The 26,542-nt window shown below is 65.8% G+C and carries 24 protein-coding genes; 8 read left to right on the top strand and 16 right to left on the bottom strand.

The genetic code is table 11. From position 1 onward, the window contains the following. The first annotated feature begins 3 nt into the window (after window positions 1-3). Complete coding sequence (locus tag N3C64_RS09810; RefSeq protein ID WP_218630690.1) at window positions 4-366, top strand: DUF4177 domain-containing protein; 363 nt, start codon at window positions 4-6, stop codon at window positions 364-366. Here the strand turns inward: N3C64_RS09810 and N3C64_RS09805 are convergent. Then, window positions 363-632, bottom strand: coding sequence for a BolA family protein (locus N3C64_RS09805; protein WP_218630691.1), 270 nt, complete (start codon window positions 630-632; stop codon window positions 363-365). The two genes, N3C64_RS09810 and N3C64_RS09805, sit on opposite strands and share 4 nt — an antisense overlap. A 111-nt stretch (window positions 633-743) precedes the next feature. Here N3C64_RS09805 and N3C64_RS09800 point away from each other — a divergent pair, with 111 nt between their 5' ends. Continuing rightward, entirely contained in the window at window positions 744-1,367 is a 624-nt protein-coding gene (locus N3C64_RS09800; RefSeq protein WP_218630692.1) for a DnaJ domain-containing protein, read from the top strand. Between the two features lie 24 nt (window positions 1,368-1,391). Here N3C64_RS09800 and N3C64_RS09795 read toward each other — a convergent pair whose 3' ends face one another. Continuing rightward, window positions 1,392-2,369, bottom strand: a complete 978-nt coding sequence (locus N3C64_RS09795; protein WP_260014144.1) for a DUF808 domain-containing protein — start codon at window positions 2,367-2,369, stop codon at window positions 1,392-1,394. Between the two features lie 197 nt (window positions 2,370-2,566). On the opposite strand from N3C64_RS09795, the gene N3C64_RS09790 reads away from it, so the two are divergent. The 4 genes from N3C64_RS09790 to N3C64_RS09775 all read left to right on the top strand — a co-directional run bounded on the left by N3C64_RS09790 (window position 2,567) and on the right by N3C64_RS09775 (window position 8,198). Next, a complete protein-coding gene (locus N3C64_RS09790) occupies window positions 2,567-3,211 on the top strand; it encodes an outer membrane protein (protein ID WP_260014143.1) in 645 nt (214 codons plus the stop codon). Between the two features lie 140 nt (window positions 3,212-3,351). Continuing rightward, window positions 3,352-4,326: a cobaltochelatase subunit CobS gene (cobS, locus tag N3C64_RS09785; RefSeq protein WP_218630695.1), complete on the top strand. Its 975-nt coding sequence runs from the start codon at window positions 3,352-3,354 to the stop codon at window positions 4,324-4,326. A 192-nt stretch (window positions 4,327-4,518) separates the two neighbouring features. Then, complete coding sequence (gene cobT, locus N3C64_RS09780; RefSeq protein WP_260014142.1) at window positions 4,519-6,393, top strand: cobaltochelatase subunit CobT; 1,875 nt, start codon at window positions 4,519-4,521, stop codon at window positions 6,391-6,393. Beyond that, a complete protein-coding gene (locus N3C64_RS09775; protein WP_260014141.1) occupies window positions 6,393-8,198 on the top strand; it encodes an aminopeptidase P family protein in 1,806 nt (601 codons plus the stop codon). Before cobT ends, N3C64_RS09775 begins: the two co-directional genes overlap by 1 nt. Here the strand turns inward: N3C64_RS09775 and N3C64_RS09770 are convergent, their stop codons facing one another. Both N3C64_RS09770 and N3C64_RS09765 read right to left on the bottom strand, forming a co-directional pair. Then, on the bottom strand, window positions 8,199-9,368 hold the full coding sequence (locus N3C64_RS09770; protein WP_260014140.1) for an acetate/propionate family kinase: 1,170 nt from the start codon (window positions 9,366-9,368) through the stop codon (window positions 8,199-8,201). Continuing rightward, the gene (locus N3C64_RS09765) at window positions 9,365-10,753 is read right to left on the bottom strand and encodes a bifunctional enoyl-CoA hydratase/phosphate acetyltransferase (RefSeq protein WP_260014139.1); all 1,389 of its coding nucleotides are present in this window, start codon (window positions 10,751-10,753) and stop codon (window positions 9,365-9,367) included. Before N3C64_RS09765 ends, N3C64_RS09770 begins: the two co-directional genes overlap by 4 nt. Window positions 10,754-10,957: 204 nt before the next feature. On the opposite strand from N3C64_RS09765, the gene N3C64_RS09760 reads away from it, so the two are divergent. Beyond that, window positions 10,958-12,352, top strand: coding sequence for an FAD-binding oxidoreductase (locus tag N3C64_RS09760; RefSeq protein ID WP_260014137.1), 1,395 nt, complete (start codon window positions 10,958-10,960; stop codon window positions 12,350-12,352). After that, window positions 12,349-12,738, top strand: a complete 390-nt coding sequence (locus N3C64_RS09755) for an SgcJ/EcaC family oxidoreductase (protein ID WP_218630701.1) — start codon at window positions 12,349-12,351, stop codon at window positions 12,736-12,738. The genes N3C64_RS09760 and N3C64_RS09755 overlap by 4 nt, the downstream gene beginning before the upstream one ends. On the opposite strand, the gene recN is transcribed toward N3C64_RS09755, so the two are convergent. The 12 genes from recN to N3C64_RS09695 form a co-directional block, all read right to left on the bottom strand. Beyond that, complete coding sequence (gene recN, locus N3C64_RS09750; RefSeq protein ID WP_260014135.1) at window positions 12,739-14,388, bottom strand: DNA repair protein RecN; 1,650 nt, start codon at window positions 14,386-14,388, stop codon at window positions 12,739-12,741. Window positions 14,389-14,414: 26 nt separating this feature from the next. Then, the gene (locus tag N3C64_RS09745) at window positions 14,415-15,260 is read right to left on the bottom strand and encodes an outer membrane protein assembly factor BamD (protein WP_218630703.1); all 846 of its coding nucleotides are present in this window, start codon (window positions 15,258-15,260) and stop codon (window positions 14,415-14,417) included. Window positions 15,261-15,413: 153 nt separating this feature from the next. Beyond that, window positions 15,414-16,331: a UDP-3-O-acyl-N-acetylglucosamine deacetylase gene (gene lpxC / locus N3C64_RS09740; RefSeq protein WP_260014134.1), complete on the bottom strand. Its 918-nt coding sequence runs from the start codon at window positions 16,329-16,331 to the stop codon at window positions 15,414-15,416. A 236-nt stretch (window positions 16,332-16,567) separates the two neighbouring features. Beyond that, window positions 16,568-18,160, bottom strand: coding sequence for a cell division protein FtsZ (gene ftsZ / locus N3C64_RS09735; protein WP_260014133.1), 1,593 nt, complete (start codon window positions 18,158-18,160; stop codon window positions 16,568-16,570). Between the two features lie 211 nt (window positions 18,161-18,371). Beyond that, window positions 18,372-19,706 carry a cell division protein FtsA gene (gene ftsA, locus N3C64_RS09730; protein ID WP_260014132.1) on the bottom strand — a complete coding sequence of 445 codons (1,335 nt, stop codon included), beginning with the start codon at window positions 19,704-19,706 and terminating at the stop codon, window positions 18,372-18,374. Beyond that, on the bottom strand, window positions 19,703-20,635 hold the full coding sequence (locus N3C64_RS09725) for a cell division protein FtsQ/DivIB (RefSeq protein ID WP_260014131.1): 933 nt from the start codon (window positions 20,633-20,635) through the stop codon (window positions 19,703-19,705). The genes ftsA and N3C64_RS09725 overlap by 4 nt, the downstream gene beginning before the upstream one ends. Beyond that, window positions 20,623-21,546 carry a D-alanine--D-alanine ligase gene (locus tag N3C64_RS09720; protein ID WP_218630708.1) on the bottom strand — a complete coding sequence of 308 codons (924 nt, stop codon included), beginning with the start codon at window positions 21,544-21,546 and terminating at the stop codon, window positions 20,623-20,625. The genes N3C64_RS09725 and N3C64_RS09720 overlap by 13 nt, the downstream gene beginning before the upstream one ends. A gap of 63 nt (window positions 21,547-21,609) precedes the next feature. After that, complete coding sequence (gene murB / locus N3C64_RS09715; RefSeq protein WP_375546108.1) at window positions 21,610-22,530, bottom strand: UDP-N-acetylmuramate dehydrogenase; 921 nt, start codon at window positions 22,528-22,530, stop codon at window positions 21,610-21,612. Window positions 22,531-22,577: 47 nt separating this feature from the next. Beyond that, on the bottom strand, window positions 22,578-22,832 hold the full coding sequence (locus N3C64_RS09710) for a DUF2484 family protein (RefSeq protein WP_218630709.1): 255 nt from the start codon (window positions 22,830-22,832) through the stop codon (window positions 22,578-22,580). Beyond that, entirely contained in the window at window positions 22,829-24,016 is a 1,188-nt protein-coding gene (locus tag N3C64_RS09705) for an APC family permease (RefSeq protein WP_260014130.1), read from the bottom strand. The genes N3C64_RS09710 and N3C64_RS09705 overlap by 4 nt, the downstream gene beginning before the upstream one ends. 1 nt (window position 24,017) lies before the next feature. Then, a complete protein-coding gene (gene murC / locus N3C64_RS09700; RefSeq protein WP_260014129.1) occupies window positions 24,018-25,442 on the bottom strand; it encodes a UDP-N-acetylmuramate--L-alanine ligase in 1,425 nt (474 codons plus the stop codon). After that, on the bottom strand, window positions 25,439-26,542 hold the full coding sequence (locus tag N3C64_RS09695; protein WP_260014128.1) for a UDP-N-acetylglucosamine--N-acetylmuramyl-(pentapeptide) pyrophosphoryl-undecaprenol N-acetylglucosamine transferase: 1,104 nt from the start codon (window positions 26,540-26,542) through the stop codon (window positions 25,439-25,441). The genes murC and N3C64_RS09695 overlap by 4 nt, the downstream gene beginning before the upstream one ends.

Genomic DNA, 26,542 nt, shown 5'->3' with positions numbered 1-26,542 from the left:
TCGATGCAGAGCTATGAATACAAGGTCGTCCCGGCTCCGATCCGCGGCGAAAAAGAGCGTGGCGTGAAAACCGGCATCGATCGCTTTGCCCATACGCTGACGCATATGATGAACGATCTCGCACGCGAGGGATGGGAATACTGGCGCGCCGAGACCCTGCCCGCCGAAGAACGCAGCGGGCTGACCTCGAAGCACACGGTGTTTCACAACCTTCTGGTGTTTCGTCGCCCCTTCGCGGCGGGGGCCCGCCCCGAGCCGCTCAAGCTGACCAACGAGACCGCGCAGACGCCTTTCAAGAAGATGCTCTCGGCGCTGTCGCCCGAGGGGCGCGCGCCCCGCGTCGGTCCGGCCGAAGACGAGGCCTAAGCCTCGAATTCGATCGCCAGGGCGTGAATACGCCCGATCAGTTCAGCGCCAAGCGCGTCATGCACCGCGCGATGGCGCGCCACGCGCGACAGACCTTCCAGCGCCGAGGCCCGCAGACGGATGCGGAAATGGCTTTCGCCCCGCCGCGCGTCCTCGGAATGATCGGCATGCAGCGCGCTTTCATCGATCACTTCCAGCCGTTCGGGCGTCAGAACAGCCAATCGCGCGCGGATCTCGTCCGCAACCAGAGTTTTTCCGCCAGCCATCTTCCGGCCCCCTTTCTTCTTGCGCCAATTGCTCTATCCTGCGTGGCCCGAGTCGTTCAGGGCGTCAAGTGGCGCACCGACCCAACCAAGACTGATTCACAAGAGGCCCGCATGAGCAAGAGCGACCCCTTCGGCTTCAACATTTCGGCGGCTGCGGACAAGAAACGCCGCACGAAGGGCAAGCGTGGCATGTCCGGCGCCTTCGAGACCTCGACGCGGGTCTGCGACAAGGAGGGCTGCACCGAGGCCGGCCAGTATCGCGCCCCCAAGAGCCCGAAGGTGCTCGATGACTACTTCTGGTTCTGCAAGGATCACGTGCGCGAGTACAACCTGAACTGGAACTACTTCCAGGGACAGTCGGAAGAGGAGTTTCAGGCTTTCCTCGACAACGCGACCGTGTGGGAGCGCCCGACCAAGCCCTTCAATCGCGCCAATGACGAAAAGCTCGGCTGGTCGCGCCACGGGATTGCCGACCCGCACGAGCTTCTGGGCGCCAATGCGACGCAGAACCCCGGCCGCACCCTTAGCCGCAAGCTGCCCCCGACCGAGCGCCGCGCGCTCGATATTCTCGAGGCCAAGGACAGCATGACCAAGGCCGACATTCGCAAGAGCTACAAGGCGCTGATCAAGGTTCTGCACCCCGACATGAACGGCGGCGACCGCTCGCATGAAGAGATGCTGCAAGAGGTGGTCTGGGCTTGGGATCAGATCAAGGACTCGCGCAACTTCAAGTGACGCGCTTGGGTGTTGAGCGGGGCGTCAGTGCCCCGCCTTGCCCTTTCCGCTGAACGACATGATCACCGGGTCGATGACCTTGGCGACCAGCGGGATCAGAAGCAGCCCGAACGCCAGCCCGAAGATACCGTCAAGGAACGCCGTGGTTGCCCAGCCCATGAAGCCCGACAGGCTTTGCGGCAACGCATGGGCCACGACCTCGGCCTGGTGGTGAATCCAGTCGTAGGGCGCGTGCCAGAGCGTCTCGGCCAGACCATGCAGCACGATCGAGCCGCCAACCCAGATCATCGCCGCCGTGCCGACGACCATCAGCGCCTTCATGAACAGCGGCATGAACGAGACGATCCCGCGCCCGAGCGCCCGCGTAACCGACAGCCGCCCCACCCGCGCCAGCCACAGGCCGACGTCGTCCGCCTTCACGATCAGCGCGACACCGCCGTAGACCACAACCGTGATGCCGATGCCGACAAGCGCAAGCGCCATGGCCTCCATCCACACCGGCTGTTCGGGCGGCAGGGCGGCCAGCGCGATCGTCATGATCTCGGCCGAGAGGATGAAGTCGGTCTTGACCGCGCCCGCGATCTTCTCGGCCTCAAGATGCTGCGGATCGCCGCCGCCCTCGACATGGCCATCGGCATAGGGATCGTGCGGGAAAAACAGGTGCCAGACCTTCTCCGCGCCCTCAAAGCACAGATAGGCCCCGCCAAGCATCAGAAGCGGCGTGATCAGCCAGGGCGCGAAGGCCGACAACAGCAGCGCCGCAGGCAGCAGGATCAGCAGCTTGTTGCGGATCGAGCCAAGCGCAATCTTGCCCACGATCGGCAATTCGCGCGCGGGAGCAAAGCCGTGGACATATTTCGGCGTGACGGCGGCGTCGTCGATCACCGCGCCCGCAGCCTTGGCACCCGCCTTGGCCGCCTGCCCCGCCACGTCATCGACCGAGGCCGCCGCTATCTTGGCGATCCCCGCCACGTCGTCGAGTAGCGCGAGAAGTCCGCTCATATTCCTGCCCCTTGTTGTTGGCGCGGATCCTAGCCAGTAGCCTTGAGAGACGCAACGCGCCCCAACGCGCCGTGCCCATTCCCTTCCGCACCAAATCGTGATCGCCCACCGCGTTGTCAACCTCGGCTGTTTTGACGCGGCGACTATGGTGTTGACCCTGCGTCACCAAGAAAGAGGAACGTCAGGGAGATTTCAATATGAGCACCTTCAAGATACTGGCAGGTGCCGCGGTTTTGAGCGCACTGGCAGCGGCAGGAGCATCGGCGCAGGATTTTTCTGGTTCGTATGCGGGGATGGGGCTGACCTATTCCGACGGCAAGACCGACGCACACTTCGGCATCGCACCGACTTACGAGTGGGGCGATGACAGCCACGACCTTGACGGAATGGGGATCGCGGGCCTCGTCGGCTATAACTGGCAAAACGGAAGCACCGTCTACGGCGTCGAGGGCGGGCTGGGCTATGCCAATGCCGAAGGCGACGACGGGTTCTACAGCGGCTACAAGAACGGAACCAAGATCGGCACCACCGCCTACCTCTCGGGGCGCGTCGGCGTGGTCTCCGGAATGGGCCTGTTCTATGGCTCGCTCGGGGTGTCGGCAGCACGCACTGAACTGACCGAAGTTCAAGTGCCCGACGGACCCGTGACCGATCGCAACAAGGTCACCCATACCGGTCCGCGGCTCGCGATCGGCGTGGATTATTCGATCGGTGCAGGCATGCTGCGCGCCGAAGTGGCGCATGTCAGCTACAACGAAAAGAACACCAGCTACGAAGGCTACGACATCCAGTCTAAGCCCAAGCTGACCACTTTGACGGTCGGCTATCTGATGAAGTTCTGACCCCACGCCTCGGGACACACGAGGGCGGCCCGGCGGGCCGCCCTTGATCACTTTTCCCTTGTTCCCGACACAATCCGCCCCCTTGCGCGCCCCTGTCCGATGGTCCACAAATCCAGTCGACCGCAGAAAGGACGCTCCACATGCTCGACCAGAACGCCAAACCCACCGAAGACATCGACGTTCGCGAGGTTTTCGGCATCGACAGCGACATGAAGGTGCGTGGATTCGCCGAGCGGACCGCCCGCGTGCCGGACCTCGACCCGACCTACAAGTTCGATCCCGACACCACGATGGCGATCCTCGCGGGCTTTGCCTACAACCGTCGCGTCATGATCCAGGGCTATCACGGCACCGGCAAATCGACCCATATCGAGCAGGTCGCTTCCCGCCTCAACTGGCCCTGCGTGCGCGTCAACCTCGACAGCCACGTCAGCCGGATCGACCTGATCGGCAAGGATGCGATCAAACTGGTGGATGGCAAGCAGGTCACCGTGTTCCACGAAGGCATCCTGCCCTGGGCGCTACGCAACCCGACCGCCATCGTCTTCGACGAATATGACGCAGGCCGCGCCGACGTGATGTTCGTGATCCAGCGCGTGCTGGAGGCCGACGGCAAGCTGACGCTGCTCGACCAGAACGAGGTCATCACGCCGAACCCCTATTTCCGCCTCTTTGCCACCGCCAACACGGTCGGCCTTGGCGACACCACGGGCCTTTACCACGGCACCCAGCAGATCAACCAGGGCCAGATGGACCGCTGGTCGCTGGTCGCGACGCTGAACTACCTCAGCCATGACGCCGAGGCCGCGATCGTTCTGTCGAAATGCCCGCATTACAACACCGAGAAGGGCCGCAAGCAGATCAACCAGATGGTGCATGTGGCCGACCTGACGCGCACGGCCTTCATGAACGGCGATCTTTCCACCGTCATGTCGCCCCGCACGGTGATCGCCTGGGCGCAAAACGCCGAGATCTTCCGCAACGTGGGCTACGCCTTCCGCCTGACCTTCCTCAACAAGTGCGACGAGTTGGAGCGCGCCACCGTGGCCGAGTTCTATCAGCGCCTGTTCGACGAGGAACTGCCGGAAAGCGCCGCGAACCTGACCGCCCGCTAAGCGCCCGATGATCGCGTGCCGAAAGCCGCTCGGCACGCAGTCAGCTTCGATCTCAGCTCATGCCACGGCGTAAAGGATAAAGCGGCATTTCGGGGCGGGGGTAGTTTCGCCCCACCGCCCCGATCGCCTACCCTCGCTTCGCCCAGCCGTCTTGCCCCTTTCCCGCCGCCGGCAAACTTCGCATAAAGAGACATGAGCAAACCCATCGACAACCCCGCCGATCCGTTCAAGAAGGCGCTCGCCGAGGCGACCAAGACGCTCGCCGACGCACCCGACCTGACGGTCACCTATACCGTGGATCCCTCCGGCGTGGCGGGGGACACGATGCGTCTGCCGCAGGTCAGCCGCCGCATGACCCGCGACGAGATCCTGCTGGCGCGCGGAACGGGGGATGCGCTCGCACTGCGCAAACGCCATCACGATGCGGGCGTCGGTGCGCGCTACCAGCCCTCGGGCGAAATGGCCCGCGCGCTCTACGAGGCGATGGAGGGCGCGCGCTGCGAGGCGCTTGGCGCACGCGAGATGCCCGGCACGCTCTCGAATATCGACGCCAAGATCGCCTGGGAGGCCGAGCGCAAGGGCTATGCTCAGATCCGCAGCCAGTCCGATGCACCGCTCGCCGTCGCGGCAGGCTATTTCGTGCGCGAGTTGGCGACGGGCCGCAAGCTGCCACCGGGCGCGGCGAATGTGCTTGATCTGTGGCGCCCGTTCATCGAGCAATCGGCGGGCGACGATCTTGAGGCGGTGAACCATGTTCTGTCCGATCAGGCGGCCTTCGCGCGTATGGCGCGCAAGGTGATTGCCGATCTGGGCTTTGCCGATCAGCTTGGCGACGACCCCGACGAGGAGATGGACGACGAGTCGGAGTCCGAAGAGGCCGAGAACGATCCCGATTCCGGCGATCAGGAAAGCCGCGATCAGGACGAGAGCGACGACAGCGAAGCCTCGCCCGAGCGTAGCCAGGAAGAACAGCAAGACCAGTCGCAGACCTCGGTCAGCATGGACGACACGGCCGATCAGGAGATGGGCGAAGAGGTGGACATGCCGCAGGCGGATGCCCCGCCCGAGCCGCCCTCGCCCCCGCCCGCCTCGCTGGCCGATCCGAACTACAAGGTCTTCTCCCCCGAATTCGACGAGGAAATCCGCGCCGAGGATCTGGCCGAGCCGGTCGAACTGGAGCGCCTGCGCGCCTATCTTGACCAGCAGCTTGAGCCGCTGAAGGGCGCCGTTTCGCGTCTGGCCAACAAGCTTCAGCGTCGCCTTCAGGCGCAGCAGAACCGCAGCTGGGAATTCGACCGCGAAGAGGGAATGCTGGACGCCGGGCGGCTGGCCCGCGTGGTGGCCAACCCGACGACACCGCTTTCGTTCAAGATCGAGAAGGACACCGAGTTCCGCGACACGGTTGTGACGCTGTTGCTTGATAACTCGGGCTCGATGCGGGGCCGACCGATCTCCATCGCCGCGATCTGCGCGGATGTTCTGGCGCGCACGCTCGAACGCTGCTCGGTCAAGGTCGAGATCCTGGGCTTCACCACCCGCGCCTGGAAAGGCGGCCAATCGCGCGAGAAATGGCTGGCCGAAGGGCGCCCGCAGCAACCCGGACGCCTGAACGACCTGCGCCACATTATCTACAAGGGCGCCGACGCACCGTGGCGGCGGGTGCGCTCGAACCTGGGCCTGATGATGAAAGAGGGCCTGCTGAAGGAAAACATCGACGGCGAGGCACTGGAATGGGCGCACAAGCGGATGCTGGCCCGCCCCGAGGCGCGCAAGATCCTCATGGTGATCTCGGACGGCGCGCCGGTGGACGACTCGACCCTATCGGTCAACCCGGCGATCTACCTTGAGAAGCACCTGCGTGACGTGATCGCCATGGTCGAAAAGCGCCGCGCAGTCGAACTGATCGCCATCGGCATCGGCCATGACGTGACGCGCTACTACCAGCGCGCTGTCACAATTACCGATGTCGAGCAACTGGCAGGCGCCATGACCGAGCAGCTTGCAAGCCTCTTCGACAGCGACCCGCGGGCGCGGGCGCGCGTTCTGGGCATGCGGAAGGCCATGTGATGTTTCAGGATTTCACCTCGAAATCCGCCCCCGAGAACGGCCCGCCCCGACTGGCTGCCTTGCGCGTCCAGATGCAGCGCGCGGGGCTGGATGGCTTTTTCGTGCCGCGCGCCGATGCCCATCAGGGCGAGTATGTTGCCGAGCGTGATGCGCGCCTGGCCTGGCTGACGGGCTTTACCGGCTCGGCGGGCTTTTGCATCGCCCTGAATGACCGCGCCGGCGTGTTTGTCGATGGCCGCTACCGCGTTCAGGTGCGCGCCGAGGTGGATCTGTCCGCCTTTACACCCGTGAACTGGCCCGAGACCAAACCCGGCCCCTGGCTGCGCGAGGCCCTGCCGCAGGGCGGGCGCGTGGGCTTCGACCCCTGGCTGCACACCCGGCGTGAGATTGCCGAGGTTGAGAAGGCCTTAGAGGGTTCCGGCATCGAGCTGACGGACTGCGAGAACCTGATCGACGCGATCTGGGCGGACCGGCCCGCGCCGCCCTCGGCCCCGGCGCGCATCCATCCGATGTCCCTAGCGGGCGAAGACAGTGCCGCCAAGCGCGCGCGCATCGCGCGTGGGCTGCGCCAACGCGGTGTCGCGGCGGCCGTGCTGACGTTGCCGGATTCGATCTGCTGGCTTCTCAACATTCGCGGTGCGGATCTTCCGCGCAATCCGTTGGTGCAGTGCTTTGCCGTCCTGCACGACAATGCCCACCTGACGCTGTTCGCCGACCTCGCCAAATTCTCGCCCGAGCTGCGCGCCCATCTGGGCGCCGAGGTAACCCTGCGCCCGGTCGAGGCCTTTGCTCCCGGCCTGCGCAGCCTGATCGGCCCGGTGCAGGTCGATCCCGCCTCGGCCCCTGTCCAGATCGGGCGCGAGTTGGAGGCAGCCGGGCATCAGATCGTCTGGGCCGAAGACCCCTGCCTGCTGCCCAAGGCCTACAAGAACCCCGCCGAGATCGCCGGGATGGAGGCAGCCCATCACCGCGATGCCTGCGCCATGGTCGAGTTCCTGTGCTGGCTTGACGAAACCGCGCCGCAGGGCGGGTTGACCGAGATTGACGTCGTCACCGCCCTTGAGGGCTTCCGGCGCGCCACGAACCAGCTGATCGACATCAGCTTTGACACGATCTGCGGCGCGGGTCCGAATGGCGTGATCAACCATTACCGCGTGACCGAGGCGACCAACCGCCCGGTGATACCGGGTGAAATTCTGCTGGTCGATTCGGGTGGACAATATGCCGACGGCACCACCGATATCACCCGAACCGTCGCTGTCGGCCCCGTGCCCGAGGATGCCCGCGCGCCCTTCACCCGCGTATTGCAAGGGATGATCGCGATTTCCCGCGCGCGCTGGCCCAAGGGGCTGGCGGGGCGCGACCTCGATCCCCTCGCGCGCGCCCCTTTGTGGATGGCTGGGCAGGATTACGACCATGGCACCGGCCATGGCGTCGGTGCGGCGCTTTGTGTGCATGAAGGCCCGGCGCGGATCTCGCGCATCTCCGATGTGCCGCTGGCCCCCGGCATGATCCTGTCGAACGAACCGGGCTACTACCGCGAGGGCGCCTTCGGCATCCGCATCGAGAACCTCGTGCTGGTCGAGGATGCCCCCGCCCTGCCCGGCGGCGACGCGCGCGCCATGCTGGCCATGCGCACCCTGACTTGGGTGCCGATTGACCGGCGGCTGATTGACCTTGGCCTGCTCAGCGGCGCCGAGCGCGACTGGCTCGACGCCTATCATGCCGAGGTCTGGCGCCGTGTCGGCCCGCATGTGTCAGAGGCGGCGCGCGATTGGCTCCGGGCCGCCTGCGCGCCGCTCTAGTTACTGGGCCAAAACCGCCTTGGCGGCGCGGGCGATCACGATCTCCTCATTCGTCGGGATGACCATGACCCGCACCTTGCCGGTCGAGATCGTGCGCGCATGGGCGGCGTTGGCCTCGGGGTCGATCTCGATCCCCAGCCACTCCATCCCCGCGCAGACCCGCGCACGGGTCGCCGACGAATTCTCGCCGATCCCGCCGCAGAAGACGACCCCATCAAGCCCACCAAGCGCTGCGGCCATCGCGCCAAGCTCGCGCTTGATGCGGAAGCAGAAATAATCGATCGCCTCCTTCGCATGCGGGTCGTCCGAACCCTCAAGCGTGCGCATGTCATTCGACACACCCGACATGCCCAGAAGGCCGGACTGCTTGTACAGCAGATCCGAGATTTCCTGCGCGCCCATGCCCTTTTGGTCCATCAGGTAGAGCACCACGCCGGGGTCCAACTCGCCCGAGCGGGTGCCCATCGGCAGACCGTCGAGCGCCGAGAAGCCAAGCGTTGAGGCCACCGACCTGCCATCCATCAGCGCGCACATCGACGCACCCGAGCCGAGATGCGCGACGACCACCCGACCTGCGTGCAACTCGGGCTCGGTGCGCGCAAGCTCGCCATGGATGTAGTCGTAGCTAAGCCCATGGAAGCCGTAGCGGCGCACGCCTTCCTCGTAATAAGCGCGCGGCAGGGCGTAGGTATCGGCTACAAACGGGTGCCCACGATGGAAAGCAGTGTCGTAGCACACGATCTGCGGCGTGCCGGGGAAGGCCTCAATCGCAGCGCGCACGCCCGCAAGGTTGTGCGGCTGGTGCAGCGGCGCGAAAGGCGCAAGGCGCGCAAGGTCTTGCATAAGCGCCTCGGTCACCAGCTCCGGCGCGGCGTGCTCGATCCCGCCATGCACGATGCGGTGGCCCACGGCGATCACCTCAAGGCCCGGAAAATCCGCCTCGAACACCTCAAGCGCGGTTTTCAGCGCCTGCGCATTGGTAGCGAAATCGTTCGGCGCATGTTCGGGCACCGGAAGCGCTCGGCCCTCGGCATCGGCGATCTTCATAGCCGCCTCGCGCCGCCCGATCCGGTCTACATGACCTATAGCAAGGGTCTGCAAATCCTCGGTGAACAGCCCCAGCTTGAGCGAAGAACTGCCCGAGTTCAGCGTCAGGATCGCGCGGCTCATCGCATCGTGCCCTTCAGGTAGTGGTAGTTGATCGCCGCGACCGCGGCCGAGGCCAGACGCGCCATCGAGCTATCAGAACGCGAGTTCAGGATCACCGGAACCTTGGCGCCCAAAACCAGACCAGCACCTTCGGCATGGCTGATATAGGCCAGTTGCTTGGCCAGCATGTTGCCCGCGTCGATGCCCGGAACCACCAGCACCTCGGCATGGCCGGGCACCTCGCCGCGCAGCCCCTTGGTGCGCGCGGCGCCGATATCCACGGCGTTGTCCATCGCTAGCGGCCCATCGACGATGCCACCCTTGATCTGCCCGCGCTCAGCCATCTTCGACAGCAGCGCCGCGTCGATGGACGAGGGGATCGCGGGGTTCACCGTCTCGACCGCGCTCAGAACACCGACCTTCGGCACTTCGATCCCGATCGAAATGGCGAGGTCGATCGCGTTTTGCACGATGTCCACCTTGGTCGCCAGATCAGGCGCGATGTTGATCGCGGCATCGGTCACCAGCAGCGGATGCGGCACACCGGGCACGTCCATCACGAAGATATGGGTGAAGCGCCGCCCGATCCGCAACCCCCTCACCTTGTCAAGCATCGGCTTGAGCAGATCGTCGGTATGAAGATGCCCCTTCATGATCGCCTCGGCCCGGCCCTCATTGACCAGATCGACGGCCATGCGCGCCGCTTCGCGATGCGTCAGCGCGGGCAGGATCTGATAGGCATCAAGCGACTTGCCCACCTCTTTCGCAGCCTTTGCGATCTTGTCGGGGTCGCCGATCAGAAGCGGCGTGATGATCGCATGTTCGGCCGCGATCAGCGCACCTTCCAGCGCGTGGTCGGCCTCGGGGCAGACAACGGCGGTTTGCAGCGCGGGCAGCGCCTCGGCCTTCTCCAGAAGAGCCTCGAAATGGCGGTGGCGCTGCACGATCAGCCCGGGCACGTCCAGCTCTTCATAGCGTACCCGCCGCGCGGGGGCTTGCACGCAGGCCTCGCCATCGACGATCAGCGCATCGTCGCCAACGCGGCGCGCCTCAGTGGCCAGCGTCACACAGCCATCGGCGGACTTGCTGACAACGGTAACGCGCGCCACCAGTTCCTCGCCCGCATGTGCGCGCGCGTGGAAGGTCAGGTTTTGCGAGCGGTACAGCGTGCCGGGCCCCGGCAGCAGGTTTCCCAGGACGCTGGTAATCAGCGAGGCGACGAAAATCCCCGGCGCCACGGCTTCTTTCACCCCGTCACCATCGCCATCCTGCGCGGCAAGGTGAACCGGGTTATGATTCCCCGATGCGGCGGCGAAGACGTAGAAGTCATCGGCCGTAAGAAGGCGGCGCAATTCTGCGCTCATGCCCGGTTCCAGCTCATCCCACATCCGGCTTTCGAAGATCATTCCATTCTCCATGCGTTCCTTCCGGCTCGGGGTTTTCTAGCCCCGCTCCGTGAAACTTAAATAAACGACCGAGTTCAATTCCACATTGATCATGGACAAGTTTTCTGCGTCGGCGAAATTTTTCCGCATCGCGGCATAGAAGATCGTGCCCCCTTCCCCCCGGAGGTGCAACTGCCTAAGAGTCGGGCAACACAGGAGAAGCCGATGCCGCTCGAAGCCGCGATTGCCGAAATCGAAACCCTGCTCGGAACCCGTCTCAGCCGCACCCAGGCCGAGCGCGATCTGCACAGCCGGTCCGAGACCTACTTCGGCCCGACGCTGCCCGATGCCGTGGCCTGGCCGGAAACCACCGAGGAAATCAGCGCCATCGTCAGCATCTGCGCGACATTCGGCGTGCCGATCGTGGCCTGGGGTGCGGGCACCTCGCTTGAGGGGCACGCGCTGACCACCCATGGCGGGATCTGCCTCAACATGAGCCGGATGAACCGGGTGCTTGAGGTCAGCCCCGAGGACATGCTCGCGGTCGTGCAGCCGGGCCTGACCCGCGAAGAGTTGAACACCGAGCTGCGCGCGACGGGCCTGTTCTTCTCGGTCGACCCGGGGGCGAATGCCTCGCTTGGCGGCATGGCGGGAACGCGAGCCTCTGGCACAACGACAGTGCGCTATGGCTCGATGCGCGACAATGTCGCGGCGCTTGAGGTCGTGCTGGCCGACGGGCGGATCATCCGCACCGGCTCGCGCGCGGCGAAATCGGCGGCGGGCTACGATCTGACCGCGCTGATGCTAGGGTCGGAAGGTACGCTTGGCATCATCACCGAACTGACCCTGCGCCTGCATGGCCAACCCGAGGCGATCTCCTCGGCGGTTTGCGCCTTCGACACGCTTGAGACCGCAGTGGAAACCGTGCAGATGACGATCCAGATGGGTATTCCGATGGCCCGGATCGAGTTCGTGGACGAGGAAATCGCCCGCGTCTTCAACAAGATGAACGGCACCGCGATGCCCGAAAAGCCGCATCTGCTGATCGAGTTCCACGGCTCGCACGATGGCGTGGCCGAAGACAGCAAGCGCTTCGGCGAGGTTGTGGCCGAAATGGGCGGCGCAGATTTCCAATGGGCGACCTCGACCGAGGATCGCAACCGCCTGTGGAAGATGCGCCACGGCGCCTATACCGCCTGCCTCGCCTCGCGCCCCGGCTGCATGGGGTTGGTGACCGACGTCTGCGTGCCGATCTCGCGCCTGGCCGAAGCTGTGGCGGCCGCGCGCGCCGATATCGAGGCCGAGAGCCTGATCGGCCCGATCCTCGGTCATGTCGGTGACGGCAATTTCCATGCAATCTTGCTGCTCGACCGTGAGAACGCGGACGAGCTGGCCCGCGCCAAGCGCGTCGCGCAGAAGCTTGCCGAGCGCTCGCTGGCCATGGGTGGCACGATCACCGGCGAACATGGCGTAGGCCTTGGCAAGCGCGGCCTGATGACCGCCGAACATGGCGAGGGCTGGCAGGTGATGGGCGCCATCAAGGCCGCGCTCGATCCGCTGAACATTCTCAATCCGGGCAAGGTCGTGCCCGATCTGCCGCTGCCGGAGAGCGCGAAATGAGCCTAGCCACCCCCGCCGATCTTCCGCGCTTTTTCGCCGCCGCATGGGGCGCGCGTGACGCCCGCGCCATTGCCGCGCTGTTTTCCGAGGATGCCGATTTTCTCAGCCTGACGGGCGGAACCGCCGAGGGCCGCCGCCAGATCGCCGAACTTTTGGCCAGCGAACTTGCCGGGGCCTTTTCGCGCGCGCGCCTTGTCACCGGCAAGACCAAGATGCGCACCATTGGCTCGGAGGCGGTCGTGCTGATTCAGCGCTTCGTTCTGACCGGGATCGTGCACGAGGACGGATCGGACGCGGGCCGGATCGGCGCGATCCTCTGCGCAACACTGGGTATCGGATCCGAGGGCTGGCAGGTCGTCGCCGCCCAGTTCGTACCCGAGGGCTGATCAGCCCGCCAGCAGGGCCTCGGCTGCGGCGCGGGCGGCGTCGGTCACTTCGGCGCCCGCGATCATACGCGCGATCTCGTCGCGGCGCTGATCGGCCGCCAGCGCCACCACTTCCGAAGTGGTCATGCCATCCGAGACCGATTTCTGCACCCGGAAATGGTGATTGCCCCGGGCCGCGACCTGCGGCGAGTGGGTCACGACCAGCACCTGCGCGGTTTCCGACAGCCGTGCAAGACGCCGCCCGACGGCATCGGCGGTCGCCCCGCCCACGCCCCGGTCGATCTCATCGAAGATCAGCGTCACCGCATCGGCGCCCCGCGCCAGCACGACCTTGAGCGCCAGCAGGAAGCGCGACAACTCGCCGCCCGAGGCGATCTTGTTCAGCGGCCCGGCGGGCGCGCCGGGGTTGGTCGCGACGGTAAAGGCCACCGTATCGCTGCCCTCGGGGCCCGCCTCGCCCGGTGTGATCTGGGTTTCGAACACGGCGCGTTCGAGCTTGAGCGGCGCAAGCTCCGCCGCCATCGCGGCGTCGAGACGCCCGGCCGAAGCCTGACGCGCCTCGGACAGCCGCGCGGCAGCCTGCGCATAGGCTTTCTCGGCTGCGGCCATATCGGCCTCAAGCCGCGCGATATCGCCCTCGCCTGCATCCAACGCGGCAAGGCGGGCGCGCAATTCCTCGGCGAAACCGCCCAGATCGTCGGGCAGCACACCATGCTTGCGCGCCAATGCCCGGATCGCGAACAGGCGCTCCTCGCAGGCTTCCAGTGCGCGCGGGTCAAAGGATAGCGCATCCAGCGCAGTCTCGACGCCCTGTGCGGCCTCTCCCAATTCGATCAGGGCCCGATCAAGCGCGCCGAGCGGCGCATCGAGCCGCCCCTCTGCCCGGTCCGCCGCGCCCTGCAACCAGCGATCGGCATCGCGCATCGCGCCCTCGGCCCCCTCGGGGCCAAGCGCCTGCAAGGCCCGCGCCACATCCTGACGGATCTTTTCGGCTCCCTGCATCAGGCGGCGTTGCGCATCCAGTGCGGCCTCTTCGCCCGGTTGCGGATCAAGCGTGTCCAACTCACTCACGGCATGGCGCAGGAACTCTTCTTCACCCTTGATCGCGGCCAAGACTGCCTGCGCAGCGGCCAGCTTGCGTGCAGTGGCCCCGCGTGCCGCCCATGCAGCCCGCACGGCGGCCAGAAGTTCATCGTGGCCTGCGAACGCATCCAGCAGTGCCCGGTGACCGCGCGCATTCAAAAGCCCGCCATCATCCTGCTGACCATGCAACTCGACCAAGGTCGCCGAGACCGCCCGCAAGACCTCGCCCGAGGCACGCCGGTCATTGATCCAGGCGGTCTTGCGCCCGTCGGCGGCATTGACGCGCCGCAAGATCAACTCGTCGCCCGCAGGGATCCCGGCCTCTTGCAGAACCTGCCGCGCGGGATGCGCCTGCGGCAGGTCGAACACCGCCGTCACCTCGCCCTGTTCGGCGCCCTTGCGCACCAGCTCGGCCCGCCCGCGCCATCCCAGAACGAATCCAAGAGCATCGAGCAGGATCGACTTGCCCGCCCCGGTTTCACCCGTGAGCACATTGAGGCCGGAGCGGAAGTCCAGCTCAAGCCGCTCGATGATGAGCATGTCCCGAATGTCGAGCGTGCGCAGCATAGCAACCCCTCAGGCCACCAGCGGCGTCAGAGCCATTCGCCCTTGATCACCTGCCGATAGATCGACGCCAACCAGCTGTCGCCCTTGGCCTTGGGCGAAAGCCCACGGTTCTGAAGCAGCACATAGGCATCGCCGTAGAACGGCGACGACTGGAAGTTGTGCCCAAGGATCGCCGCCGCCGTCTGCGCCTCGTCCGTCAGACCAAGCCCGAGATAGGCTTCGGTCAGACGCATCAGCGCCTCGGGCGTGTGAGTCGTGGTCTGGAATTCCTCGACCACCACGCGGAAGCGGTTGATCGCGGCGGTGTAGTGCCGCTGCTTGAGGTAATAGCGCCCGATCTCCATCTCTTTCGCGGCGAGATGGTCGAAGGCGAGGTCGAACTTGAGCATGGCCGAGCGCGCATAGTCGCTCTCGGGGTATTGCTCGATCACGTCGCGCAACGCTTGCAGCGCCTGGAAGGTCAGGCCCTGATCGCGGCCAACCTCGTCAATCTGGTCGTAATAGGACAGTGCCAGCAGGTATTTCGCATACGCCGCGTCTTCGTCGCCCGGATAGGTGTCAATGAACCGCTGCGCGGAACCGCGCGCAGCTTCGTAATCCTTGGCGCGGTGCTGGGTATAGGCTTCCATGATCAGCGCGCGCTTGGCCCATTCGGAATAGGGGTAAAGCCGCTCGACCTCGGAGAAGTAGTACAGCGGCAGATCGGGCCGACGCGGATTGCCCACTTCCAGCTCATACTCGCCGCGCTTGTAGATTTCCTCGGCCGTGAAGCTCTCGAGCGGAGGCTTGCCGCCATCGCCCGAACAGGCTGCGAGAGCCATCACCAGCATTAGACTTCCGACCCGAAGTGCCGCAGTTCCGCCGCGCGTCATGCCCTGCCCTATCCGTTTCGCCCGAAGCCGTCCCGCCCGGTGCATCGTCCGATCCGCCCCCTCAGAGAGGCGACTGCTTCGCCCGTCCTAGCACAGAAAAATTCCGGGCGCAAAACGCCTTTCGCACCCTTGGGCGAACTGCGGCGATCCGTTTCAGCAGGCAGCAAGCGCCGGGCGGCACACGCCAGCGCCGGGCAGACCATAGGCTTGCTGCTGGCTGCAATCTTCCCAGCACCACGCCTGCGGATCGGCGAAAAGCGCACGCAGCAGGCGGTTGGTCATCGCATGACCCGCGCGCACGCCGGTGTAGCGGCCCAGAATCGGTGCCCCCGCCAGCGACAGATCGCCGAGCGCATCGAGCATCTTGTGGCGCACGGCCTCATCCGAGTGGCGCAGACCGCCGGGGCTGAGCACCTTGTCGCCATCGACGACGACGGCGTTCTCATAAGTGCCGCCCAGGGCCAGCCCGTTGGCGCGCATGTAATCCACATCCGCCTGACGGCAGAAGGTGCGGCTGTCCATCAGTTCGCGCACGAAGGCGCCATTGGCCATGTTCAGGCGCTTGGCCTGCTTGCCAATCGCGGCATCGGCGAAGTCGATGGCGAAGTCGATCTCCAGTGCTGAGGCGGGCTCCAGCCGCGCGACGGCCTCGCCCTCGCGCACTTCGACCGGCTTCAGCACGCGGATCGCGCGCAGATTGCCGCCAAGATTGCGCAGGCCGACCTTACGGATCGCCTCGACGAAGGGGGCAGAGGAGCCATCAAGAATCGGAACCTCGGGGCCGTCGATCTCGATCAGAGCGTTATGCACACCGACGCCGGTCAGCGCGGCCATGACGTGCTCGATCGTCGAGATCGAAACACCATCGTCATTCTCGATCAGGGTGCAAAGCTTGGAGGGCGTCACGCGATCCCAGAGCGCCGCAACGCGCGGGTCGGCATCGGCAATATCGGTGCGGCGGAAGACAATCCCGTGCCCGGCGGGCGCAGGCCGCAGGACCATCCGCACGGGGGCACCGGAGTGCAGGCCCACGCCGTCGAAGGTCACCGAGGAACCGAGTGTCGTCTGCACGATCTTGCCCTTTCGTTACACGTTGTTCCCGGGACGGAATGCATTTGTTTCCGCCAGACCCGGGTCCGCAGCATCAGTTAAGAAACCCTGACGCGCATCACAACTCACTCTTTGCAACAAACTGAAACAAATGAATGCAGCTGCGGCAAAACCCCGCCGAATGCGGCGTAAGTTAATGAATTCACAATGAAAAAGGCCGGGTCTCCCCGGCCTTCTCAGGAAAGTTTGTGAAGCGATTAATTCGCCTGACGACGCAGGAAGGCCGGAATCTCGATCCGATCCTGCTCACCGTCGCCCTCATCCTCATAGGCGGCCTGCTGCGGCTGCACCGCTTGACGCTGCGGCATTTCCTGCCCCGGCTGCGCGGCATGGCCGGTCATGCGGTTGATCAGCGAGTTGATGCCGAAGCGCGGCTTCTCGGCCTGGGGCTGGGGCTGCGGCGCTGCCGGACGGCTGGCCGACATCGACGGGCGCTGCGCGGCTTGCTGCTGAGGCACCTTGCTCACGGCAGCCTGGAGGCGCGCCATCGCTTCGGGCGAGGGCGTTCCGGGCGCGCGCGGACGGGGCGCCACGAACGCAGCCGCATCTTCCTCGACATGCAGATCGCGCGGCGCGGCCGGGCGCGGCTGATAGGCCGGGGGCGGCAGATGGTCGGCGGCTTCCGGCTGCTGCGGCGCGGGGGCCGCGTCGAACAGGTTGCGCTCGACCGGCTGCGGCGACGGAGCAACGGGTTGGCTGGCGGCAACGGGCTGCGGAGCGGGCTGCGGCGCCGGAGCGGCGGCAACCGGAGCAACCTCGGGTTCGGCGGGCTTCAGCGGCTCGGCCAGCGAACGGCGCGGCACCGGAATTTCGATCGTCGCAGGCGCGGCGTCGATACCCGTCGCCACGACCGAAACGCGCATCGCGCCTTCCATCTCGGGGTCCAGCGTCGAGCCGACGATGATGTTGGCCTCCGGGTCCACCTCTTCGCGGATCCGGTTCGCAGCCTCGTCCAGTTCGAACAGGGTCAGGTCGTAGCCGCCGGTGATGTTGATCAGCACACCCTTGGCGCCCTTGAGCGAGATCTCGTCGAGCAGCGGGTTGGCGATTGCCTTCTCGGCGGCCTGCACGGCGCGGTCGTCGCCTGCGGCTTCGCCGGTGCCCATCATGGCCTTGCCCATCTCGTCCATCACCGCGCGCACGTCAGCGAAGTCGAGGTTGATCAGGCCCGGACGGACCATCAGGTCGGTCACGCCCTTGACGCCTTGGTAGAGAACGTCGTCGGCCATGGCGAAGGCCTCGGTGAAGGTCGTGCGCTCATTCGCCAAACGGAACAGGTTCTGGTTCGGGATGATGATCAGCGTATCGACGACCTTTTGCAGCGCCTCGATACCGGCCTCAGCCTGACGCATCCGCTTGGTGCCTTCGAACTGGAAGGGCTTGGTCACGACGCCGACGGTCAGCACGCCCAGCTCACGCGCAGCCTGCGCAATGATCGGGGCAGCCCCGGTGCCGGTGCCGCCGCCCATGCCAGCGGTGATGAAGCACATATGCGCGCCGGCCAGATGATCGACGATCTGCTCGATGGATTCCTCGGCGGCGGCCGCGCCGACGCTCGGGCGCGCACCGGCTCCCAGACCCTCGGTAACCTTCACGCCCATCTGGACGCGGGCCGAGGAACGCGACTGCTGCAGTGCCTGCGCATCGGTATTGGCCACGACGAACTCGACCCCTTCGAGGGCCTTTTCGATCATGTTGTTGACTGCGTTGCCCCCGGCGCCGCCGACGCCGAAAACGGTGATCCGCGGCTTCAGCTCTTCGTGATCCGCCATCATCAAATTCAAGGTCATGGGATTTCCGCCTGTTTTTATGTGATGAGCCGCGCCGCCGCGGCCAATTGCCCCCAAAATTAGACCGATTTTAGCTTCGAATCCGGGGAACGTCACTTAAAAAACACGCTCTCCCCACAAAATATGGAGAGCACCTTGCCGCTTTCAGCGGTATTTCGCGCATGCGTCAGAATCTGGTGGAAGCGAATCGGACAGACCCCTGCCCTAGCTCTCACCAGTTCTCGCGGAACCAACGGAATGCCCGGCGCAGCGAGCGAGCGCCAAGCCTCTCGGCGGGGGTTTCGAAATCCCACCATTCGTCCTGCGGATGGGCCGCAAACAACGCCAGCCCGACTACCGAGGAAAAGCTCGACCCCGTCGCCGCCTGCGGCAGACCCTGCACACGCAGCGGTCGCCCGAGGCGCACGTTATGGCCAAGGATCCGCGCCGCCAGCCCGTCAAGACCCGGGATCTGGCTTGCGCCGCCCGTCAGCACGATCTGCTGCGAGGGCAGATGGTCAAAGCCCGCCGCATCCAGCAGGGCGCGCACGTCTTCTAGGATCTCCTCGACCCGCGGGCGCATGATCCCGATCAGCTCGGCGCGGCTGACCTGGCGGCGATCCTTCTCCCAATCGCCCGAGCTGCCCGACAGCTCGATCATCTCGCGGTCATCCATGCCGGTCGCGACAACGCCGCCGTGGAAGGTCTTGATCCGCTCGGCCACGGCCATCGGAACTTGCAGCCCTGCCGCGATGTCGCGCGTCACGTGATCGCCGCCAAGGCGCACGGCATCGGCAAAGATCATGTGCTTTTTCATGAAGATCGACACGCCGGTCGCTCCGCCGCCCATGTCGATACAGGCCGAGCCCAGTTCCAGCTCATCCTCGACCAGCGAGGACAGCCCCGACACATAGGCCGAGCTTGCCACCCCGGCGAGTTCCAGATCGCAGCGGCGGATGCAGTAGATCAGGTTCTGAATGACCGATTCATCGACCGTCAGCAGATGCATGTCCACCGCCAGGCGCTGCCCGACATGGCCGCGCGGATCGCCCAGGCCCGAGCGATGATCCAGCGCGAAGTTCACCGGATGGGCGTGCAGCACTTCGCGCCCCTGCCCGATCGGCGGCAAATCGCAGGACGCCAGCACGCGCGCCACATCCTGCTCATCCACCTGACCGCCCAGAACCTCGACATCGCCCGCCAGCCCGTAAGAGCGCGGCTCCGCACCGGCAAAGCAGGCAATGACGTGATCGACCCGCGTATTGGCCATCTTTTGCGCGGCCTGAACCGCGGTGCGGATCGCCCGCTCGGTCTCGGCCATGGCGTCGATTTCGCCAAAGCGCACCCCGCGAGAGCGGGTCGTGGCCGCACCGATCACCCGGAACCCGGACTGACCGGCAAGCGAGCCGATCCCCTCGGCGTCGCGCAGCGTATCCGCCCCGTCGAAGCGCAACACGAGGCACGCGATCTTCGACGTCCCAATATCCAAAAGCGCCACAACGCCGCGCTGCATCGCAGCCTTGCGCATGTTCCGCATCGCACGTTGGGACTGGTAAAGATCGGTCATGGCGTTGCCTTCACTTGGATCGTCTGCCCGGCCAGCGTCTTGAACGTGTCCATCGCGCTTGCGCTCAGGCGCAGGGTCGGGCGTTCGCGGTTGCGCAGGTCGAGCTGGGAGAAATCGCGGGCCAGCAGATCCTCGGCGGCGTCGAGCGCGAGCAGGCGCTCGACCGCGCGGGCGGGTTCTGTCTCGGGCAGAAGGATGCGCTGATCATGGTCAAGCACCAGATCCCAACGGCGCTCGCCCATCCGCACAAGGCCGCGGGTGCGCGGCAGGATCGGCTGCGCGGCCTCAAGGATCTCAAGCGCCTCGGGCACGGCGGCATCGGCACCCAGCCCCGCGACCAAGGGCAGGTCAGAGCGCGCGGCGCGGTCCAGAAGGGTCGCAACGCGGTGGCCGGTCTCGTCAAGCATCTCGATGCCGGTGACGGTGCGCCACAGGATCGCGGGTTCACGCTCGGTCACGCGCACCGCAAGCAACCCGCCGGAGCGCACGACGATCGACACGTCGCGCACCGCATCAAGCTTGGCGATCGTATCGCGGTAATTATCCAGATCGATTGCGAAGGACGAGGCGGGAAGCGGCACGGGCAGCATCGCGCGGATCGCGGTGTCGACCTCGGGCGATGCGCCCTCGATCTTCATCAGCGAGACCATGAATTCCGGGCGGTTCTGCACCGCCGTCTTGATGTCCTGATAATCCTGCATCAGATCGGCGCGTCGGCCCTCATCGCCAAGCCAGATGCCAAGCCCGAGCGTCACCGCGAAGACCGGCACGCCGACCCGGGTGAACGCACGCACCAAGGGGGTCAGCCACAGACGCTCCAGCCGATAGGCCAGACGCGAGGGCGCGGGATCGCGGCGCATGGCGCGCGGGGCCGCCGCGCGCGGCTGATCGCGGTGCAGATAGCGGGGTTCGGCGCTCAGCGGTCGCATGAGGCATCCTCCACCAGCCAGGCGCAGAGATCGGCGAAAGACAGCCCTTCAGCGGCCGCCTGTTCGGGCGAAAGCGAGGTCGGCGTCATGCCGGGCTGGGTGTTGGTTTCCAGCAGAACCAGCCCCGCAAGGCCGCGCGTGTCGTCCCAACGGAAATCAGTGCGGCTAAGGCCCCGGCAGCCAAGCGCCTTGTGTGCGCGTAGCGCATAGTCGCGGCAGGCCTCGGTGATTTCGGCGGGGATGTTTGCGGGGCAGACGTGGCGCGATCCGCCGACATTGTATTTGGCGGCGTAGTCATACCAGCCCGTTGTGATGATCTCGGTCACACAAAGCGCGCGGTCGCCCAAGACCGAACAGGTCATCTCGCGCCCCGGCGCATAGGTTTCGACCATCACAACATCTGGCATGGTGTCGGCCAACTGCGGCGGGCTGTTTGCGCCATCGGTGACCAGATAGACGCCGACCGACGAGCCTTCGTTGTTCGGCTTGACCACATAAGGCACCGGCAGAACGTGACGCGCCATCACCTCGGATTTGGTCGCCAGAACGCTTTCGACGACCGGCAGGCCTGCAGCGCGGTAAACGTCTTTCGAGCGGCTCTTGTCCATCGCGATGGCCGAGGCCATGACGCCAGAATGAGTATAGGGGATCCGCAGCCATTCAAGCAGGCCCTGAACGCAGCCATCCTCGCCCCAACGGCCATGCAACGCATTGAAAACACAATCGGGTTTCGCATCACTCAGGCGCGCGGGCAGATCCGCCCCCGCGTCGATCTCGATCACATCGAAACCCGCCACCCGCAGCGCCTCGGCACATTCACGCCCCGAGGAGAGCGACACTTCCCGCTCTGCGGAAAGACCACCCTTCAAAACCGCTACACGGTGGGTTGCCCTGCTCGACACACCCGCCAATTTCGCCTCTCCCGGGGTTGTCCCCGTGGAATGTTGTTCGTTGTCAGTCGCGCGCCGGGCTGATCAATATTCGCCCACGCGCATGATTTCCCACTCTAGCGAAATTCCCTGGGTCTGCAAAACCTTTTTGCGGACCTCTTCGCCAAGGGACTCAAGATCTTGTGCCGTGGCGCCGCCTGCGTTGATCATGAAATTCGAGTGCATCTCGCTCATCTGCGCACCGCCGATCCGGGCGCCACGCATGCCAGCGATGTCGATCACCTTCCAGGCCTTGAGATCATGCACATCGTCCGCCCGCCCGGTCGAGGACGCGCCCGAGGGATTGCGGAAGGTCGAACCGGCCGAACGTTCCTTGGTCGGCTGGCTGGCGTCGCGCTTGGCAAGCTGATCCTTCATCCGCGCGGCAAGCGCATCGGGGGCACCTTGCGCGGCCCGGAAGGTCGCCGAGACCAGAACAGCCCCCTCGGGCAGAACGCTTGAGCGATAGGCAAAGCGCAGATCCGTGGCCGTCAGCGTGAGGCGCTGGCCGGTGCGCAGAACAACCTCTGCGCTGACCAGACAATCGGCGACATAGGAGCCATAGCAGCCTGCATTCATCCGTACCGCACCGCCGATCGAGCCGGGAATGGTGCGCAGGAAGGTCAGATCAAGCCCCGCCTCGGCGGCTTTGCGCGCGACATGGGCATCCAGCGCGGCGGCCCCGGCGGTGACGGTATCGCCCGAGATCTCAATCGCATTGAAGCCGCGCCCAAGCCGGATAACGACCGCCCGAATACCCCCGTCGCGCACGATCAGGTTGGAACCAACCCCCATCGGAAACACCGGAACCTCTGCCGGAAGGGCCGCCAGAAAGGCCGCCAGATCCTCGGCATCCGCAGGCTGGAAGAACCAGTCCGCCGGGCCACCGACCCGAAGCCAGGTCAGATCGGCAAGCGAGCGGTTCGGCGTCAGGGTGCCGCGCGGGGTATAGGCCATGTTTTCCATGGCCACGCTCTACCCCGCGACGGGGGCGCTCGACAAGAGGCGCGGCGCTATTCCGAATGCGCCCCGCGATCCGAGCGTAGCGAGCGCAGCAGGTATTTCACCGGCCAGCGCAGGACCGACAGGCCGCCTGCCAGCACAAGGATGCCCCAGACCGGCCCATTCTCATAGGTCACCCAGCCCAGCAACGGCACCCCAGTGGCGATCAGCACCCAGGCCGCCGGCCAGTGCCAGCGGTTCGGGCCGACCGCGATCAGGGTAGCAATCAGCGCCCAGACACAGGCGGCAGTCAGCGAATGGGTCATGCGACACCCCCAAGTGCGGCGAACAACGCGGCCGCCGAGGCCGCCGCGCCGAACAGCGGCACGATCATCGGAACGCGGAACGACGCCTCGGCGCTGCGGCGTTTGAGGAAGACAAGCGACAGGTTCACAAGGATGAAGACCCCCAGCAGCACCATCGAGGTTGCCTGCGCCAGCGCCGATACCGGCAGCATCAGCGCGGCGGTCAGCATCAGCGCGCCCGCAAGCACCGTCCCCAGAACCGGCGTGCCAAAGCGCGGATGCGCCTTGTTGAAGATGGCAAGCCCCGGCTCGCGCCGCCCCAGCCCGAAGAGAACTCGCGCCGCCATGACGATCTGCGCCAGCACGCCGTTCAGCGCCGCCGCTACCGCGATCGCCGCAAGCAGCTGCGCCGAATTGCCCGCGCTTTCCCAGACCAGCGCCAGCGGACGCTCGGACCCCGCAAGGGTTTCAACCGGCACGGCGCGCACGGCGGCATAACTGACCAGCAGATAAAGCGCCGTCGTGATCGCCAGCGCGGCAAGGATCGAGCGCGGCAGGGTGCGGTTCGGGTCGCGCACTTCCTCAGCCATGTTGACCATGTCCTCAAAGCCGATGAAGGCGAAGAAGGCCAGTGCAGCGGCCCCCGCCACACCCGACCAGTTCACCGGCGGCAGCGCGGCCATCTCGGGGACGGCGGGCGCAGAAAACCCCGCCCAGATCACCAGCGCAAGGCCCACGACCTCGATCAGCGTCAGGATGGCGGCAAAGGCAATGGACTCAAGCACCCCGACAACCGCCAGCGCAGTCAGCGCAATGCCAAGCCCGAGGATGATCGGCGCGGGCTCCAACGGCACAAGCAGCGCCAGATAGCCCGCCCCGCCCCGCAGGACGGCAGCCGCGGAAATGACACCTGCGAGCACGATGGCCAGTCCCACCAGAACGGCCAGCGCATGGCTGCTCAGGCCTTCTGCCACATAGGCGACCTCACCGGCAGCTTCGGGCAGACGCACCGAGAGCTCGGCATAGGACAGCGCCGAGGGTGCGGCCACTACGCCCGCGATCAGGAAGGCCAGCGGCGCCCAGATCCCGGCCTGCGCCGCGACGGCGCCGACCAGAACGTAGACGCCCGCTCCGACCATGACGCCCACCCCATAGGCGGTCATCAGGCCGGGGCCGAGACGCCGCTTGAGGGCAGGCGTGGCCATGTCAACTGGTTCCTAGCCGCGCGGGCAAACCATTCGCCCAGGTAGAAATGGTCCCTGCGCCAAGGCACACGACGATATCGCCCGGCCGGGCCTGTTCCTTCACCAGCCGCGACAGGTCTTCCTCGGACAGGATTGCGCGGGCATGGCGGTGGCCGTGGCGGATCAAGCCCGCCACCAGATCGTCGCGCGAGGCGCCCGGGATGGGTTCTTCGCCCGCGGCATAGACCTCGGCGATGGCGACGACGTCGGCCTCGTTAAAACAGGCGCAGAAGTCGTCAAAGAGGTTGTGCAGACGCGAGTAGCGATGCGGCTGGTGCACGGCGATCACGCGCGCATCGGGCGTGCCCGACACGGCCTGACGCGCGGCACGCAACACGGCCGCGATCTCGACCGGGTGATGGCCGTAATCGTCGATGATGCTCACGCCGCCCAGAACCTCACCCACCTTGGTGAAGCGCCGATTGACGCCACCAAAGTTGGCCAGCGCCTCGCGGACCTCTTCCTTCTTCATGCCGAGGTGACGCGCCACGGCCACGGCGGCCAGCGCGTTCGAGACGTTGTGGTCCCCCGGCATGGGCAGGGTGCAGCCCTCGATTTTCGAGCCTTCGCCCTCGCCCTGAAGCAGGATGTCGAAATGCGCGATGCCCTTCTGGAAGGTCAGGTTCACCGCACGGACATCCGCCTGCGCGTTGAAGCCGAAGGTCACCACGCGGCGGTCATTGACCTTGCCGACCAGCGCCTGCACCTCGGGGTGGTCAGTGCAACACACGGCCAGACCGTAGAACGGGATGTTCGAGACGAAATCGTAGAACCCCTTGCGCAGGTTCTCGATCGTGCCCCAGTGCTCCATGTGCTCGGGGTCGATATTGGTCACGATAGCGACGGTCGCGGGCAGACGATTGAACGAGCCGTCGCTTTCATCGGCCTCAACCACCATCCATTCGCCCGCACCGGCGCGCGCGTTCGAGCCATAGGCATGGATGATGCCGCCATTGATCACAGTCGGGTCAAAGCCGCCCTTGTCGAGCAACGTCGCCACCATCGTCGTGGTGGTCGTCTTGCCATGCGTGCCAGCCACCGCGATGTTCGAGCGCAGGCGCATCAGTTCGGCCAGCATCTCGGCGCGGCGCACCACCGGCAGCCCACGGCGGCGGGCCTCTTCCAGCTCGGGGTTGCCCGGCTTGATCGCCGAGGAGATCACGACAACAGCCGCCTCACCAATATTCTCGGCGCGCTGACCCTCAAAGAATGTCGCGCCAAGCTCGACCAGCCGATCGGTGATCTTCGAGGCCTTGGCGTCCGAGCCCTGAACCCGAAAGCCCTGCGTCATCAGCACCTCAGCGATGCCAGACATACCGATGCCGCCGATGCCGACGAAGTGGATCGGCCCAATGTCTCCGGGAAGCTTGGTGGCGGCAGCGCTCATGACGGATTTCCTGCAAGATGTTCGACAATTTCAACCAGCCGCCCGGTGGCATCGGGAATACCGTAGCGCAAGGCAGCGTGGGCCATTTGCACCGCCCCCCCGGGATTGTCCAGAACAAGGGCGACCTGTTCGGCCAGCGCGGCGGCTTCCAGCTTGCTCTCGGGGATCATGATCGCGGCACCCGCCTCGACCAGCCCGCGGGCATTGGCGGTCTGGTGATCGCCGGTTGCAGCAGCGAATGGGATCAGGATCGAGGGCCGCCCGATGACCGAGATATCGGCGACCGACGAGGCCCCCGAGCGCGAGATCACCAGCTGACATTCCGACAGGCGACGCGGCACGTCGTTGAAGAAGGGCTGCACCTCGGCGTCGATACCGGCCTCGGCATAGGCGGCGATGACGCGCTCCATATCCTCTTCGCGGGCCTGGTGGGCGATCCGCAACCGGGTGCGTAGCGCCTCGGGCAGGTTTGCCAGCGCGACGGGAACCACATCCGACAGGATGCGCGCGCCCTGAGAGCCACCGATCACCAGCACCGACATCGGATAATCGCCCGGCGGAATATAGGGCGCGCCTGCGCGCTCCAGCACCGAAGCGCGCACCGGGTTGCCGGTGTGAATGCCCTCGACCCCGGCGGGCAGATCGGTGGGCCAGGTGCCGCAGGCAAAGGCACGCACCTTCTTGGCAAAGACCTTGTTCACGCGCCCCATGACGCCGTTTTGTTCATGAATGGCCGAGGGGATGCGCAGCAATTGCGCCGACGACAGCGCCGGGATCGTCGGGTATCCACCGAAACCGATCACAACGCTCGGCCGGTCGCGCAGCCCCGCCTTCACGGCAGCGGCAACCCCGCCCGCGATGCGAAACGGCACGCCGAGTTTGGCCAGCGCCCCGCCACGCGCGAAGGTCGCCGAGGCGACCTGCTCGATCTGCACCACATGCGGGAAGCCCCCGGCATAGCGCGCGCCCCGCGCATCGGTGGACAGCTTGACCCGCCAGCCCTTGCGCACCATCGCCTCGGCCAAGGCCTGCGCGGGGAACATATGCCCCCCCGTGCCGCCGGCGGCGATCAGAAGAAGCTTGGAGTTGCGGCTGGTCAT

Origin of the sequence: Sedimentimonas flavescens, from assembly GCF_025154035.1 — a bacterium.
Taxonomy (GTDB): domain Bacteria; phylum Pseudomonadota; class Alphaproteobacteria; order Rhodobacterales; family Rhodobacteraceae; genus Rhodobacter; species Rhodobacter flavescens.
Note: the sequence above shows the minus strand (reverse complement) of the source record. Positions and strands in the feature narration are given on the sequence as shown.